Annotated in this window: 12 protein-coding genes; 3 read left to right on the top strand and 9 right to left on the bottom strand. The window is 67.7% G+C overall.

Features of this window, described 5'->3' with window-relative positions:
• Positions 1-28: 28 nt before the first annotated feature.
• Positions 29-1,213: a glycosyltransferase family 4 protein gene (locus tag QX128_RS28280; protein WP_316239157.1), complete on the top strand. Its 1,185-nt coding sequence runs from the start codon at positions 29-31 to the stop codon at positions 1,211-1,213.
• On the opposite strand, the gene QX128_RS28275 is transcribed toward QX128_RS28280, so the two are convergent.
• The 8 genes from QX128_RS28275 to QX128_RS28240 all read right to left on the bottom strand — a co-directional run bounded on the left by QX128_RS28275 (position 1,214) and on the right by QX128_RS28240 (position 12,172).
• Complete coding sequence (locus tag QX128_RS28275; RefSeq protein WP_316239156.1) at positions 1,214-2,392, bottom strand: glycosyltransferase; 1,179 nt, start codon at positions 2,390-2,392, stop codon at positions 1,214-1,216.
• Entirely contained in the window at positions 2,385-3,407 is a 1,023-nt protein-coding gene (locus QX128_RS28270) for a polysaccharide deacetylase family protein (protein ID WP_316180403.1), read from the bottom strand. The genes QX128_RS28275 and QX128_RS28270 overlap by 8 nt, the downstream gene beginning before the upstream one ends.
• Positions 3,404-4,924, bottom strand: a complete 1,521-nt coding sequence (locus QX128_RS28265; RefSeq protein WP_316239155.1) for a lipid II flippase MurJ — start codon at positions 4,922-4,924, stop codon at positions 3,404-3,406. The genes QX128_RS28270 and QX128_RS28265 overlap by 4 nt, the downstream gene beginning before the upstream one ends.
• 181 nt (positions 4,925-5,105) lie before the next feature.
• Complete coding sequence (locus QX128_RS28260; RefSeq protein WP_315800649.1) at positions 5,106-6,263, bottom strand: glycosyltransferase; 1,158 nt, start codon at positions 6,261-6,263, stop codon at positions 5,106-5,108.
• Positions 6,260-8,530: an exopolysaccharide transport family protein gene (locus QX128_RS28255; RefSeq protein ID WP_316239154.1), complete on the bottom strand. Its 2,271-nt coding sequence runs from the start codon at positions 8,528-8,530 to the stop codon at positions 6,260-6,262. Before QX128_RS28255 ends, QX128_RS28260 begins: the two co-directional genes overlap by 4 nt.
• 26 nt (positions 8,531-8,556) lie before the next feature.
• Complete coding sequence (locus QX128_RS28250; RefSeq protein WP_316239153.1) at positions 8,557-9,711, bottom strand: glycosyltransferase; 1,155 nt, start codon at positions 9,709-9,711, stop codon at positions 8,557-8,559.
• A gap of 370 nt (positions 9,712-10,081) precedes the next feature.
• Positions 10,082-10,774 carry a DUF2848 domain-containing protein gene (locus tag QX128_RS28245; RefSeq protein ID WP_316239152.1) on the bottom strand — a complete coding sequence of 231 codons (693 nt, stop codon included), beginning with the start codon at positions 10,772-10,774 and terminating at the stop codon, positions 10,082-10,084.
• 72 nt (positions 10,775-10,846) lie between these two features.
• Positions 10,847-12,172, bottom strand: coding sequence for a DUF3422 domain-containing protein (locus QX128_RS28240; RefSeq protein ID WP_316180394.1), 1,326 nt, complete (start codon positions 12,170-12,172; stop codon positions 10,847-10,849).
• A gap of 1,116 nt (positions 12,173-13,288) precedes the next feature.
• Between QX128_RS28240 and QX128_RS28235 the strand changes: the two genes are divergently transcribed.
• The gene (locus QX128_RS28235; protein ID WP_316239151.1) at positions 13,289-14,593 is read left to right on the top strand and encodes a sorbosone dehydrogenase family protein; all 1,305 of its coding nucleotides are present in this window, start codon (positions 13,289-13,291) and stop codon (positions 14,591-14,593) included.
• 61 nt (positions 14,594-14,654) lie between these two features.
• Here QX128_RS28235 and QX128_RS28230 read toward each other — a convergent pair whose 3' ends face one another.
• Entirely contained in the window at positions 14,655-14,903 is a 249-nt protein-coding gene (locus QX128_RS28230; protein WP_316239150.1) for a hypothetical protein, read from the bottom strand.
• A gap of 209 nt (positions 14,904-15,112) precedes the next feature.
• Between QX128_RS28230 and QX128_RS28225 the strand changes: the two genes are divergently transcribed.
• Positions 15,113-15,286 carry a hypothetical protein gene (locus QX128_RS28225; protein ID WP_316239149.1) on the top strand — a complete coding sequence of 58 codons (174 nt, stop codon included), beginning with the start codon at positions 15,113-15,115 and terminating at the stop codon, positions 15,284-15,286.
• Positions 15,287-15,449: the final 163 nt, after the last annotated feature.

Genomic DNA, 15,449 nt, shown 5'->3' with positions numbered 1-15,449 from the left:
GCAATGTCTGATCCCTTAGATGTCCGTTATGACGTTTGAGATCGTCCAGGTCGTTCAAGAGATAAGCAATGCCGGCGGCGTGGAAACCGTCGCTATCGAGCTGGCGCGCGTTTTCGGCCGGAATGGTTTATCGAACGTCGTGCTCGCAAGCACCGTCGCGGACAATCTCGAGCACACGATCAGGGTCGAGCGCGTCGCGCCATGGCTAGCGCGGATTCCGACGCGCGGACTGTTCCGGCACATCGGCCGCGCCATCGTCGTGCCGCTGTTCACGGTGGCCGCGACACGGGCGCTGGCGCGGCACCCCGACGCCGTCGTCGTCAGCCACGGCGACAGTCTCAAGGGCGACGTGCTGATCGTGCATGCCGTCAATGCGCAGAGCCTGGCCGAGAAGCGCGCCGCCGGCAGCTGGCGCTGGATGCTCAACCCGATGCATCTGTGGGTCGCGCTGCGCGACCGGTTCATGATCGGAGGCCTGCGGTATCGGGCGTTCGTGGCGGTGTCCTCCCGCGTCACCGCGGAGCTGCAGCGCTTCTTCCGCGTGCCGGCCGCCCGCATCCACGTCATCTCCAACGGCATCGATCTCGCGCGCTTCAAGCGCGACACCGCCAGCGGCCAGGCGATCCGGCGTGAGTTCGGCATCCCGGACAATGCGCGCCTGCTGCTGTTCGCCGGCCACGAATTCAACCGCAAGGGACTGGCGCATGCGATCGGCGCGCTCGATCGGCTCGGCGACGACGTCTGGCTGCTGGTCGTCGGCTCGGACAATCCCGCGCCCTACCGCAGGCTGACGCGCAACGCCCAGCAACGACTGATCTTCGCCGGTTCACGCTCGGACATGCCCGCGCTGTACTCGGCGGCCGACGCCTTCGTGCTTCCCACGAGCTATGAGACCTTCTCGCTGGTCTGCATGGAGGCCATGGCCTGCGGAGTGCCAGTGTTCGCAACGCCGGTCGGTGGCATCGAGGATTATCTGCACGACGGCGTCGACGGCTTCCGCATCACGGCCGATGCCGTCGATATCGCGGCCAAGCTCGCTTCCGTCTTCGCCGATCCCGCGCTGATGCGCCGGCTGCAGGACGGCGCCCGGGCGACCGCGCAGACCTATGGCTGGGACCAGATCGGACTGCAATACATCGAACTGCTCAAGCAGATCGATGCCGCCAAGCGACAGCCTGGCCACGCAGCGATGGCGCTGCCGGTGAAGGCCTAGCTAATTCGTCTGCAGCCGCTGTGGGCGGGCGAGGCCGGATGCGGCTCTCGACTGATGCGCCGCACGGCATGCCGTTTCAATCGCCGCCGCGACCGCTTCATAGGTGAAGCGCCGGAGCACGTTCGCGCGGGCCGCTTCACTGCGAACGGCGAGCTCCGCCCGCCGGCCGCTGAGCTCATGGATGAGCCGACACATGCTGCCGGGGTCCCGCTCCGGCACGATCCAGCCGCCGTCGCCGACGACATCCGGAATCGCTCCGCAGGTCGATCCGATCACCGGGATGGCACAGGCCTGGGCCTCGATGATCACCCGGCCGAACTGCTCGCGCACCGCGTCCGTGGTGCGCGTCAGCAGCAGCAATGCGTCCAGGCCGCGCAGAAAAGCCGCAACCGCAGCGGGTGCAGCCCAGCCCTGGATGGTGACGCGCCCGACCAAGCCAAGTTCGGCGACGCGCCGGCGGAGATGCGGCTCGTGCGGACCTTCGCCCATGATGCTCAGCGTCGCCGCCGACTTGCTGCGCGCGAGCGCTTCGAGCGCATCGTCGAGTCCCTTCTCGACCACCAGCCGGCCGACATAGCCGAGCCGCAGCGGCGAGCCGGCCGTCGCATTCGATCGATCATCCGCCGGCATGAAGGTCGCGAGATCGACGCCATAGCCGATCGGCGTCACCGGACCCGTATAGCCACACGCCCTCACGACCTCGGCCGCATCGGGACTGCGTGACAGGATATGAGCGGTGCGGCCGAGGACGAATTTGCGGATCGCCTCGAATGGTGGCGGCAGCCGTTTCAGGATGTTCTGGTCGACCTCGAGCACGAGCGCCGCACGGCCACGCAGCATCTGCGCCTGCAGCGCGACGATGCTCCAGGGCTCCTCCCAAAGGTGAATCACGTCGGGATCGAGCTCGCGCAAAAGGCGGCGCAGCGCCGGATAGAAGTGCAGGTACCATTTCATCGGACCCGCATCGGGGAGCCGGATCGGGAGGCGATGGATGGGAAACCCTTCATTGGAGTGAGCCGCAGTGATGGTGCGGCCGAACTCCTTCCACACTTCGGGCACCACGAGATGCAGCTCGACGTCGGGCCGGGACGCGAGATGGCGGTAGCGCAGCCGGCCGGCCTCGCTGCTGGTGGCCGGATGCGCAATCGAGACGATCCGCAAGCGTCCCCTGCTAGACACGGCCCATCACCTTCGCTGCAGTCCCGCTGAAGCCCGTGAGATGCAGCTCCATCGCCGCCAGCGTCCGATGCGCGCCATTCATGGTGTTTCGCGGAATCGAGAACGCATCCTGCCCGGCTTTGACGAGGCCCTTGCGGGTGGTGGCAGCACTGGCAAATCCGGCCTGCCGCGCCAGCGCAAAGTCCCGCGGTCCGCAATCGGCGGCGCGCCCGTAGGGAAACGCGAAGTGCCGGACGTCGATGCCGAGCCGCTCGTTCAATCGCAGCCGCGCGCCGGCCAGCTCGCGCAGGGCGTCTTCGGAAGACAGCGACGAGATGCGCGCATGCGACACGGTGTGAGCTCCGATCTCGACCAGGGGATCGGCTGCCAGCCCTTCCAGCATGTCCCAGGAGATCGCATGTTTCCAATGCATCGCCTCGATGTCGATGGCGTTGGCGGCACAGAACGCGGCGTAACGATCCGCGGCCTGCGGGCCATCCCAGCGCGAGACGACCTGCGCGAACACCGCGCGGCGCTGCTCGTCGCTCGACAGCGCGATCCTCTCATCGTCGACCGTGACATGGCCCCTGTGCCGCAGCGTATCCTCCAAGCCAGCGGCCCACAGCGGCAAGGTGCCGTCGGGAATCCCGGTCGTCACGAACAGCGTCACCGGCACCTTGTGCCTGCGGAACACCGGCACCAGCAGCTCGCACGTATCGCGGTAGCAGTCGTCGATCGAGAAGTTGACGTAGCGGCCGGACGGCTCGGCGCTTGCAGCCCGGCGCAGCGCCTCACTGATCGTCACGATATCCCAACCCTGGTCGAGGACATAGCCGAGGAAGCGATCGAGAAAGTCGACATCGACGTAGAAGTCGCGATTGGGCAGACGCTCCCACTGCTCTGCCGGCGCGGTGCGATGGAACGTCAAACAGCAGCCGCGCGGGCCGAGCACACGATCGACGGCCTTGGCGACAGGAAGGACGAAGGCACCGGATGCCATCATCGCCTTGGCGGCAGCGAGGGCCAGCAGGGTCAACTCAGCTCTCCCTTCATCTTGAACGTACGACGAACATGACGGAGCGCCGTGCCCACCACGGCCGGCAGCAGGATGCCGATCGCAAAGGCCAGGCAGAGCAGATACGCCAATCCGCCGGCGAACAGGCGCGGCAGCAGGCCCGGCACGGAAGTCTGAATCATCAGGCCGAGCACGACCATCAATGCGGTCGGCAGCAGGGCCAGGCCGATCACGAGCAGGAGCTTTCGCGCATCGCCGAGCACGAACACCACGCCCGACAGCAGCACGAGGCTGCGGATCGCTTCGCCAACGCCGAGCAGCTGCATGCCGGCCGCCGGCGACGGATCGAACAGCGGCATCAGCAGGTTGAAGCCCATGTTGGCGAGATAGGCCGAGACGATGATGACCGCAGCGACGCCGTTGCGCCCCGCGCCATTGAGCAGACGGATCAGGATCCAGCCGAGGGTCGCAGCCCAGACGCCGCAGGCGATGCCCTTGAGCGCATGCGAGGTCAGCAGCAGGGCCTCGTCGCCGAACGCGCCGCGGAAATAGATCAAGCGGACGATGTCGGTCGAGAAGACCAGCAGGAACGCCGAGGCCGGCAAGGTCAGCGCGAGCAGCGGCCGCAGCAGCGCCTCGGTCTGCGCGCGCGGATCGCGCGGGGCGTGCTGCGACAGCACCGCCATGCCGAGCGGCTGGCTGATCAGCAGCAGCGCGCTCTCGGTCAGCGAGCGCGCGTAGTCCAGCGACGCAACGGCGCCGGTCGTCAGCCGCGATGCCGTGAAGCGCTCGATCCAGACGTTGCCCTGCTCCGCCAGCGGCAACGCCAGCAGGACGCGCAGCCGGCGGAAGAATTCGAACCCCTTCTCGATCACCATGCCGGCGGTCAGGCCGGAGACGCTCAGCGCGCCGTCGCGCCAGAGCGTCAACAGGCCCCAGGCGGCGAGGCCATTGAAAGCAACGGTGAAGGCGCAGGCGAGCATGTAGGCGTCGCCGGTCAGAACCAGCAGGCCGATGCCGCCGATCACCGCGACGTTGAGCAGGCTGGCACGGACATTGGTCAACCGCGTGCGGCCGAGCGCGATCTCGCCGGCGGCAAGCACGTTGAGCACCGCCGAGGCCGGCATGCCGAACGCCATCATCCGCACGAAGTGCAAGGTGAGCTCGCGCCCCTCCGCCGAGAAGCCGCCGACGACGGCGTTCACCCAGAGCTCACCGAGCAGCAGGATGATCGCGGTCACCAGGCTCGAGACGACGGCAATGACGATCGTCAGCGCACCGAGGCTGCGCGCGGCATCGGGCCGCTGCAGCGCCTCGCGATGCATCGGGATCATGATCGCCGGCACGCTCTCGTTCTGCAGGAACGCGAGCGGGATGAGCACGGCCGCCATGGCGGCGCGGAAGCCGTCGGCGACGAGCGAGGCGCCCAGCACATGCGCCATCAGCACCTCGCGACCGAAGCCGAGCATCTTGCTGGCCAGCGCACCGCTGATCAGCAGCGCACTGAAGCGCTTGAGCGAAGGACCGGAGGCGCTCATGCGATCCCCTCCGATACGGCCTGCGGCCCTATCCACCGCGCAGGGACTTGTCCGTCCTCGAGCAGTTTCGGCCACGGCAGCACTGGCGCGAGAATGGCGAGGGTCGGGCCGAGCGAATCGCAGTCTGCGACGAGATCGACCGTACACCGCTCGGAGGACGGGGCAGATGCAACGATCGTGCTCACACCGCCGCTCCCGCGCCGACATTGCGGATCAGAAGCCCGATCGAGTCCAGCATGCGTGCAAGACTGTAGTGGGTGCGCGCGCGGCGCGACGCGTAGTCGAGCTGTGGCGCGAGGATCTCGGGTTCAGCCAGCACCGCGTCCAAAGCCTCGGACAGCGCACGCGCATCACCTGGCGGCACGAGCAGACCGGCCCGGCCATGTTCGAGGATGTCCGGCGCAGCGCCGGCGTCAGTGGCAATCACCGGCACGCCGGCGAGCATCGCTTCGACCAGGGTGCGGCCGAACGGCTCGGGATCGATCGACGGATGCACCATCGCGTCCATCGCCTGCATCAGCAGCGGCACGTCGCTGCGATGTCCCAGGAAATGAACGCGGTCGCCGAGGCCGAGATCGGCAACGAGCCGTCTCAGCTCAGCCGCGTAGTCCTGCTCGCCGAACAATGCGTCGCCAACGATGACACCGTGCACGCCCGGCAAATCGGCCAGCGCCTCGATCAGAACATGCTGTCCCTTCCACCGCGCGAGCCGGCTGAACACGCCGACCAGCGGTCCCGACGGCAGGCCGAGCCGCTGCCTCAGCTCCTGGCGCGACGCCGGCACGGGTTCGACGGCGAGACCATTGGGCACGACCTCGACGAGAGAGCGTCGACCTCCGGCCGCGATGAAGGCGGCTGCGGCGGCTTCGGAGGGGACGACGACCTTCGCCGCAAAGCGGTTGGCGAGAAAGATCTGCATGCGACGCTGCAGCACGCCGAAATGAGCCGGGCTGATGATGTCGTGCAGATGCCAGATCAATGGCCGCCGTGCCGCGATGTTGGCGATGGCCGACAGGACAAAGGCCTTCTGCGAATTGGCATAGAGGACGTCATGCTTGCGTGCGACATGCGCGAGCTCCGCGGTGATCGCCGCGAGTCTGCCGAACAGCGGCAGCGCCTTGAGCCACGAACTGTCGCGTCTGAACTGCCCCAGGCCGCGGCCCCAGCGCGACGTGATGACCGGCATGCGACGCTCAGCCAGCGCCTTGCCGAGCGGGCCCGGCTCGAACAGGAACACCGCGGAATCCCTGCGGCCCTGGACGACATCGAGCAGGATCAGCTCGGCGCCGCCGATCTGCCCGGTATGATCGACGAACAGGACACGCTCGGTCGACATCACCCGGCTCCGGCGTAGGCTGCCACGGGCGCGGTCTGGACCACAGGCGCGCTGCGGTGCTCGACGTCGGTCATGGTGACGACGATGCCGACATCGCGGGCTCCGAGCGCCCTGCTCCTGTTCACCGTCGCGACCGCCGGCTCGATCAACGACCGGTCGCTGCGAACGCAGACGATCGCCCAGTCCGTACCGGCAAGGAAGTCGTTCCGTTGCGACGGCAATGGTGTGTCGACGATCACGGCATCATAGCCATCGAGACCAGCGAGGAGACCGTCGAGGCTGATCGCGTCGAGAATGTCGCCGACCGGACCGGTCGCCTCACCAACCGGCAGCACGTCGAGCGAGGGATGCGCGGTGGGCAGAACCATGTCCCGGAGCGGCGTCCCGCGCTCCAGCGCGCCGACCCATCCGGGGTTTGCCGGCAGCGCCATGATCTCGGCAAAGGCGGGATGCGAGACGTCGCACTCGACGACCAGCACGCGCCGGCCTGCGGCCGCGAGGTGCTCTGCCAGCGCACAGGTCGTGGTCGTCTTGCCATCTGCTGCATCAGGAGAGGTCACGACGATGCGCTGCGATCGGGCGGACCGCTTCAAACCGAGTTCGTGGACGAGCTCATGCAGCGTGTGCTGAAAATCAGCGTCCTCGGAGGCGAGGCGCAAGACGCGCGGGATCGCCAGCGGTTGATGGCCCTGCAGGATCGCGCCGAGCGCCGACATCTCACGCAGGCTCTTCAGGCGCGGCAGGCAGGCCAGGATCGAAACGTCGGCGACGCTCGGGAGATGAGACCCTCGTTCGGGCGCTGCCGGTGGCTTCGCCGCCTCCGGTGCGGTCACACGCTCGGCCAATTCAGGGACGATGGCGGGAGCCTCGTCGACAGCGGGCGTCTCGACCTGCTCGGCCGGCGCTTCCGGAGCGACGGGCACGGGCGGGCTGATCAGGCGCGCGCCGAGCTTATCGGCGAGCAGCGCAGCGCCGACACCGAAGATCAACGCGAGCGTCATGCCGGCGGCGAGGAAGGGGATCTTCTTCGGGAAGAACGGCTTGCTCGGCAGCTCAGCGAGGCTGACGAGACGCGTGCTGCCGCGCAGGACGCGCCGTTCGGTCTCGAGCTCGCTCGCTTTCTTGTAGAGCTCGGCATATTGCTGGCGCTTGATCTCGGTGTCGCGCACCATGCTCTCGATGGAGGCCTCGTCCAGCGTGGCCGAGCCGGCCTCCGCCTTCGCCGCGTCCATCTGCTTCTTCAGCGAGGCCACCAGCGCGGTGTTGGCATCGTACGTCTTCTGCGCGCTCGCCGCGATGCTCTGCATCTCTGCGACCAGCCGCTGCTGGATGATCGCCTGCTCGCGCGTCAGCGCCAGGATCGAGGGATGCTTCGGCCCGAGCACGCCGGTCGCGCTGGCGAGCTGCGCGCTCACGGTCGTCAGTTGCTGCTTGAGGTCGGCGATGGTGCGGCTCTGCAGCACCGACGGGGCGTCGGTCGGCCCGCGCTCCTGCTCCGACTTGATCTCCTGCAGCCGCGCGGCAGCGTCGGCGCGCGCGGCCTCCGCCTGCGACAGCTGCTGGCCGATGCTGGTCAGCCGCTCCGAGGAGATCGGCGCATTGGCGCCACGCATCAGACCCTTGGTGCGGCGGAACTTCTGGATCTTGTCGTCGGCCTCACGCAGTTGCTGGTCGAGCTGCTTCAATTCCTTCCAGAGCCAGGAGCTCGCGACCTCGCGGCTGTTGGCGCCTTCGGTGCGCTGGTCCTCGAGAAAGGTCTGCGTCAACGCGTTGGCGAGCGTCTTCGCGACCTCGGGACTGCTCGACTGATAGGAGATGTTGATGACGCGCGAGCGGCCGGCCGAGGCGATGCTGAAGCGGCTGTCGACATGATCGATGAACGCGCCCGGATCGGTCTTGAGGCGCTGGCACGCATCGGCCGAGCCCATGAGACGGCCGCGCTCGCATTCGCCAACCACGGCGTCGACCACGCCGGGCGACGACATGATTTGACGCAGCAGGCGCGGCGAGCGGATCACCAGGAGCTGGCTTTCCATGTCGGCGGGATCGCCGATCTTCTGCGCCCACGCCGCCGAGGTGTTGGCACCCGGCTCCTGCTCGGCGATGATCACCGAAGCGGTGGCGAGATAGCGCACCGGCAGCAGCACGAGTGCGGCCACGGCGAGCGCGAGGACGGCGCCGGCCACGATGGCGAACACGCCGCGGCGGCGCCAGATCCGGGCGACGACGTCAATGCCGGACAAGGCCTCGCCAAGAGCCGCCTGCCTCATGATCTGCACCCGCGCCACATCCAACACTACGCAATCAGCCGCGTCGCGCGGCCCTGATGTCCCGCACGGAAACTGTCGATCTCCTCGTTGACCGCCGCGACGAACTGGCTGCGGAAACGCTCGGCCGAGAAGAAGCCGGCGCGCTGGCGGCAATCGAGACGCGAGATCGACTTCTCCTTGGCCACAAACGCACGCACGCAAGACGCGATCGCCTCGGGCTCGGGCGACTCGAAGAACATGCCCGTCGGGCGCGGCCCCGTGGTGAGGATCGACTCGCGCGCACCGCCGCGGCCGAGCGCCAGCACCGGTGCGCCTTCGGACTGCGCCTCGACCGGAATGATGCCGAAATCCTCCTCCGCCGCGAACACGAAGGCGCGGGCGGTGGTCATGAGGTCGCGCAACTGCTTGTCGGGCACGAAGCCGGCGAACTTCACGTTCGGCCCCGCGATCGCCTTGAGCCGCGCGGCTTCCGGACCGTCACCGGCCACGACCAGCTCGAGGTCCGGCATGGTGTTGAAGGCGCGCACGATCGGCTCGATGCGCTTGTAGGGCACCAGCCGGCTCGCGGCGAGGAAGTGGTTGCCGACCGGGAGGATCGCCGCGCGCTGCGCGATCGTCACCGGCGGGTAGATCACCTTGGCGTCGCGGCCGTAGATCTTCTTGATGCGGCGGGCGACGAACTGCGAATTAGTGAAGATGGCGTCGGGGCCGTGCGCGGTGCGGGCATCCCAGATCCGCATCTTGTGCAGCAAGGCGCGGGCGATCAGGCCCTTGACGCCGGTGGCGTAGCCGCTCTCCTGCAGATACTGGTGCTGCAGATCCCAGGCATAGCGCATCGGCGAATGCACATAGGCGATGTGCAGCTGCTCCGGCCCGGTCAGAACGCCCTTGGCCACCGCGCAGCTCGAGGAGATCACCAGGTCGTAGCTCGACAGGTCGAGCTGCTCGATCGCGAGCGGCATCAGCGGCAGATAGGAGCGGTGATACTTCCGCAACAGCGGCATCTTCTGCAGGAAGCTGGTGCGCGACATCTCGAATCCCAGCTTGGCGCGGTCCTCGGGACGCAGCAAGTCGAACAGCGTGAAGACGTCGGCGCCGGGATAGCAGCGCAGGATCTCCTGAAGGACCTTCTCGGCGCCGCCGAGAACGTAAAGCCAATCGTGGACGATCGCGACGCGCATCGCACTCTCCCAATTCCCGGGGTATTTAATAAAACCCTTAAGGGAGACGTTCACGCGCACAAACCCAATCCTAAACTTCTAGTTAATCGCCCTTCTCCTCCGACCCGTCGAATCCGCTGCTAACAAGTAAGGATCAGTTAAGGATCGGCAAGACGCATCGCGCCTCAGATCGTGACAGGCGTGTGCCGGACCAGAACGCGAAACAAAGCTTTGGTCCGCTTCGGCACACTCGGGCACCCTAGGCGGTCTTGCTTAACAGGCCCTTGCCGATTGCAACGCCCGCGCGCGCCGTGATCGGTGGAGCCAAACCGCGACGACGCGCCGCGGCCCGTTCGTTAACCTCTGCCGCCGCACACGAACGTGATCGCGATCAGCCGGCGATGGCGAGCTGCTCGACCGCGTAGCCGTGGCGGATGGCGCGGTTCAGCACGGGATCGACCAGCTCGAAATCGAAGCGGTCGGCCGGGCGGATGCCGCCCTTGGCGGCAAAGGTGCCGCCGAACATCGCGGTGCCCTCGGGCAGGCCGGCCTCACCATAACGGCGGGCGATCAGGTCGAAGGGCGCCAGCATGCCGCTCAGCGCGCCCTCCTGATACAGCACGCGCTCGCCGTCGATGGTCGCGAACGCGCGCAGCGTCAGCCGGTCCCAATGCGCGGCGACGTCGTCGACCAGCCACAGCTCGGGCGCGACCGGCTTGTCGCACATCTGCTTGGACACGGTGATGTTGTAGGTCTCGACCTTGCGGTCGGTATGATCGGAGCCGACGCCGACCAGCAGCCGTCCGCCCGCCTGCACCAGCACGAACTCGACCTCGCCGGAGGAGTCGCCGCCGCTGACCTCGATGCTGTCCGACGTCGTCAGCCGGCTGGCCGCGACCTCGTAATAGATCGGCGTCGTCGCGGGCCTGGGAATGCCGAGCTCTTCCAGTTCGGCGATGTGCTTGTCGCGGGCGACCGGATCGCGCCCGGTCCAGCCGGCGATGACGAGGCGGCTCAGCTTGATCCGCTGCCGCGTCGCCGCACCATCCGCGTGAACCAGGACATCGATCGTCGCACCGCTCATCGTCTCATCGCCTCTTGCTGACCAGCCCGCCGCTTAGCCGTCCGGCCGCGCGCTGGCAAGCCGCCCCGCCGTTCACTCCTGCTCGGCCTTCTCCGCCTCGTGATCCTCCTTGAGGTGCCGCTTGCGGATCTGATGGGTCGTGAACCAGATCAGCGCGATCGCGGCCGGCACGAAGGCGGCGGTGGCCAGCGTCGGCTCGACCGGCAGGCCGGTGTCGTGCGCGCCCTTGGCGAGATAGCCGAACAGGCTGACGACGTAGTAGCCGATCGCGGCCACCGACAGGCCCTCGACCGTGCTCTGCAGGCGCAACTGCAGCTTGGTGCGCTCGTTCATCGAGCGCAGGAGATCGCGGTTCTGCTGCTCCAGCTCGACATTGACGCGGGTGCGCAGCAGATCGGCGGCGCGCGCCAGCTTGAGCGACAGGTTGGACTGCCGGCCCTCCAGCGCGTTGCAGGTGCGCATCGCCGGCGCGGTGCGCCGCGCCAGGAACGACGACCAGCTCGAATACGGCGCAACCGGCTCGCCCTCGATCACCGCCAGACGGGCCTGCACCAGGTCGTAATAGGCGCGGCTGGCGCCGAACCGGAACAGGCTGCCGGTGGCGCCGCGCTCCAGCAGCGCTTCGAGCTCGGTCAGCTCGCGTAGCAGGTGGTTGTTGAGCTTGAACGATTGCGCGCCCTGCATCTCCGCGAGCACCTCGACCAGCCGCCGCTCGATGCGGTCGACGTCCGGCGCCAGCGCCAGCGCCGCCGGCAGGCCGAGCAGCGCCAGGGTGCGGTAGGTCTCGAGCTCCAGCACGCGCTGCACCAGCGCGCCGAGCCGCTCCGGGGTCGGGCCTTCGGCGCAGACCAGGATGCGGGTGAAGCCGTCATCGTCGAGACGGAAATCGGAGGCGACCGCGCCGGCGCTGCCCTTGATCGTCACGATGGCGAGGCTGCTCTTGTCGAAGATCTCCTCGGCGCGCGCCACCGGATCGGCCGCGTTCTCGACCTCCAGCTTGACCGCGACCAAGAGCTCGCCGGCCTGCGGCAGCGCCGCGATCAGCGCCTGCAGCTCGGGCGCGATGGCCCCGAAGCGGCGCGGGCCTGAGTCCGCGGGCGGGCTCCAGATCCAGGTGAGCGTGGCGAATTCCGAATGCTGCTCGAAGCGCAGCCTGACCGGGCCGAGATCGACCTGGTGATGCTTGACGCCCGGCTCCGGCGCCGGCGCGCCATGCTGTGCGCAGAACGCGGCAAGGCTGGCGCGGTCGACCGCCGGACTGTCGCCTTTCGCCATGAAGGCGAAGCGGATCACCAGCACCGGCTGCGTCAGCGGCGTGAACGGCCGCGCATGCACCTCGTTCAGCACGCTCTCGCGCAAGGCATGCGGCGTGAAGGCGGACCTGTCGAGCGACGTCATCGGGAGAGTCCGCTGTTGAGAGCGACACCTGACGCAGATGATCGCGCTGCGCCTGAATTGATCACCCCCGTCATGCCGTCCATCCTCCTGACGTCCATTGTCGCCCGGCCGCCGACGCGCCGGCAGCGTGTGACAGCAGTGTAGCGCAATTCGATGACGGCGCCACGGCCGCGGCCATGTCGGGCGCGTCGGCGGCTCTCTCGGCGCCACCGCACGTCGACCCTGATGCACGCAGACACACCAACACCTCCCGCGGCGCGATCGCACCCGGGATTGATCTCAACGAACCCTCCGGAAATGCCGAGGGCGCAGGGAAGGCCGGACCTCGACTGAGGCCCGTGGCCCCCGTGCGGAAAAATTGCACGGGGCAGGAACCACAGGTTCAGCCGGACAGACCCGGCCCTCCCTGCGCGATGGGTTTAACGGCTGCTCCGTGCTCTCCCCGGGGACCGGCTTGTTTGCCCCCGTCGCCTGATGACACGTCATGTCATCCAGGCTTGGCGCCAGCGTCGGGGCGCCAGGACCACACGGCTTGACCGTCCGCGAGCTGCCAATCGTCCAGCGCATCAGCACCTGACAGGCCCGCGGCCACCACTCCCCGCCTCTACGTATCGTGACGACGCGTACGCCCCTCTGCATGAGGACGGGATGCGGGGAGTAGAACATGATTTCGGGAAAATCGCAATACGAATCTTTTCCGGCATGGTGAGAGCTTTTGCACCAATCCCGTTCCTGCCGCCCCGCACGACCTCCGCACTCTCTCACCCTGAGGAGCCTGCCGCAGGCGGACGTCTCCGCCAAGCAGTGATCGATGCGGTGCGCGAAGCTGCTGCGGCCAAGCTCGCCAGTGTGGCCGCTCGCGAGCGGATCTCGGAGAGGCGGATATCTTCTGAACGTCTCACATCGCTCGTGGGGCCCCCCACCCCCAACCCCTCCCCGCAAGGGGGAGGGGAGCCCGGCATCTCACTTGATGGCTGAAGTCCGCCGGGTTTCCGCAGCCCCCGTCCGCGGCCTACGCAGTTGTCACGACAGGCATCGTAGATCATAACCGCTTGACCTTCTCGCCGTCTCGCGATGGCCCTCACCCACTGTTTGTCCAAGCCGCACAGGACTCCCATGACCACGCTCTCCTCGATCGTCGCGCGCGGTGTCGCGCTGGTTGGCAATGCGGCGCTGCAATGGCGCAAATTGCAGGGGGAGACGCCGGCGCCGGCGTGGGGGGCGCAGCCGCAGATTCCGCTAGCGAAGCCGCAGGGGATGCTGCCGACCTTGAAGATGCCGACGGCGCGCGGCTGGCGCGATGGCGAGAAGCCGGTAGCCGCGGCGGGGCTGAAGGTGAATGCGTTCGCCACCGGGCTGGATCATCCGCGCTGGATCTATGCAATGCCGGACAAGTCCGTGCTGATCGCGGAAGCGACGCAGGTGCCGAGCCCGGTGCGCAACATGTTCGGCTACGCGATGCAGGCGACGATGCGCCGCGCCGCCGCGCTCGGCGTCAGCGCCAACCGCATCACGCGGCTGGTCGATGCCGACGGCGACGGCACCGCTGAGCGCCGCAATGCGTTCATGGAGAATCTCAGCCAGCCGTTCGGCATGGCGCTGGTCGGCGGCACCTTCTATGTCGGCAACACCGACGGCATCACAGCCTTTCCCTATAGCGCGGGCGCCGAGCGCATCACCGCGCAGGGCCAGCGGCTGACGAATTTCAAGCCGGGCGGGCACTGGACGCGCAGCCTGCTGGTCAGCCCCGACGGCACGAAGATCTATGCCGGCGTCGGCTCGCTCACCAACATCGCCGAGCTGGGGTTCGAGGTCGAGGAGGGACGTGCCTGCATCTATGAGCTGGACATCGCGAGCGGCGCGAGCCGCATCTTCGCGGCCGGCCTGCGCAACGCGGTGGGGCTGGCGTTCGAGCCGTCGACCAAGGTGCTGTGGACCGTCGTCAACGAGCGCGACGGGCTCGGCGACGAGACGCCGCCGGACTACCTGACCTCGGTGCGCGAGGGCGGCTTCTATGGCTGGCCCTATTGCTACTGGGGCAGGACGGTCGACGACCGCGTGCCGCAGGATCCGAAGCTGGTCGCGACCGCGCTGACGCCGGACTACGCGCTCGGCGGCCACACGGCTTCGCTCGGCCTGTGCTGGCTGCCCGCAGGCACGCTCCCGGGTTTTCCGGATGGCATGGTGATCGGCCAGCACGGCTCGTGGAACCGCAGCAAGCTGTCCGGCTACAAGGTCGTGTTCATCCCGTTCGAGAACGGCAAGCCGTCGGGACCTGCGCGCGACATCCTGTCCGGCTTCCTGGCGCCGGACGAGAGCTTCTCCTATGGCCGCCCGGTCGGCGTGGTCATCGGCCCGGACGGCTCGCTGCTGGTCGCCGACGATGTCGGCAACTGCATCTGGCGCGTGACGGGGGCGTGAGGCGGCGCGCAAGAGGAGCCGGGGCGACGTTCGCTCCGGCCTTGCGCCTGGGCTGCCAAGCTCAGTCGTGGCCGTAATACTGGCGATTGCAATAGCGGCGGCCGGCTTCGTGCTTCGCCGCACGCTGGGCCGGGGTGGCGTTCGCCGGCATCAGGAAGTCCCCGGTGTAGAACAGTTGCAGGCAGCGGACGTAGTCCTTGTTGCCGAGCCACTCCCATCCCGCCTGGACCGGCGAGGTCGATGCCGACGCGAGCAGGCCGGTGGCGGCGACGATGGCAGCGGCGGCGAGAAGGCGAAGGCTGGTGGTCATGACCGTGTCCCTTATTGCGTGAGGCTGCCCCATGCAGCCGATGCGGGGGATCATGACAAAAACGGCTCGCGGTTTAAGTGATGGCGCGCACAGAACGGTAAGACGGCAACCGCGCGGGAGATGTGCGCGCCTGCGGCACGGGGCCGCGGAACCCGGCTCGTGCAGGACTGTTGTCGTCGGGACAACAGGCACGTCCCGAGGAGAGTCCGATGGCCGACACCGTCAATCCGAACCAGAAGCAGCCCGGCGAGAAGCAGGAAGGCCAGTATCACTACAATCCGGGCAATCAGTCCGGCAAGACCATCGACGTGGTGAAGCCGGAAGACGAGCAGGTCAACAACAAGGACCGGATCGAGCAGCGCGAGGATCCCCAGTCGCGGTAGGCGAGCATCTTTGGTCTCTCGTCATGCCCGGGCTTGACCCGGGCATCCACATTCTGAAGCACCGAAGAGATGGATGGCCGGGTCAGGCCCACGGCTGTCCGGTTCAGCTTCCGCATATTGCGAGGCTCAACTGTTGTGGGTTTTTGGCAAGTTGGGGTGGCCC

Origin of the sequence: Bradyrhizobium sp. SZCCHNR1015, assembly GCF_032489875.1 — a bacterium.
In the GTDB taxonomy this organism is placed as follows: Bacteria; Pseudomonadota; Alphaproteobacteria; order Rhizobiales; family Xanthobacteraceae; genus Bradyrhizobium.
The sequence above is the reverse complement of the archived record's forward strand: the minus strand, read 5'-3'. Positions and strand labels throughout refer to the sequence as shown.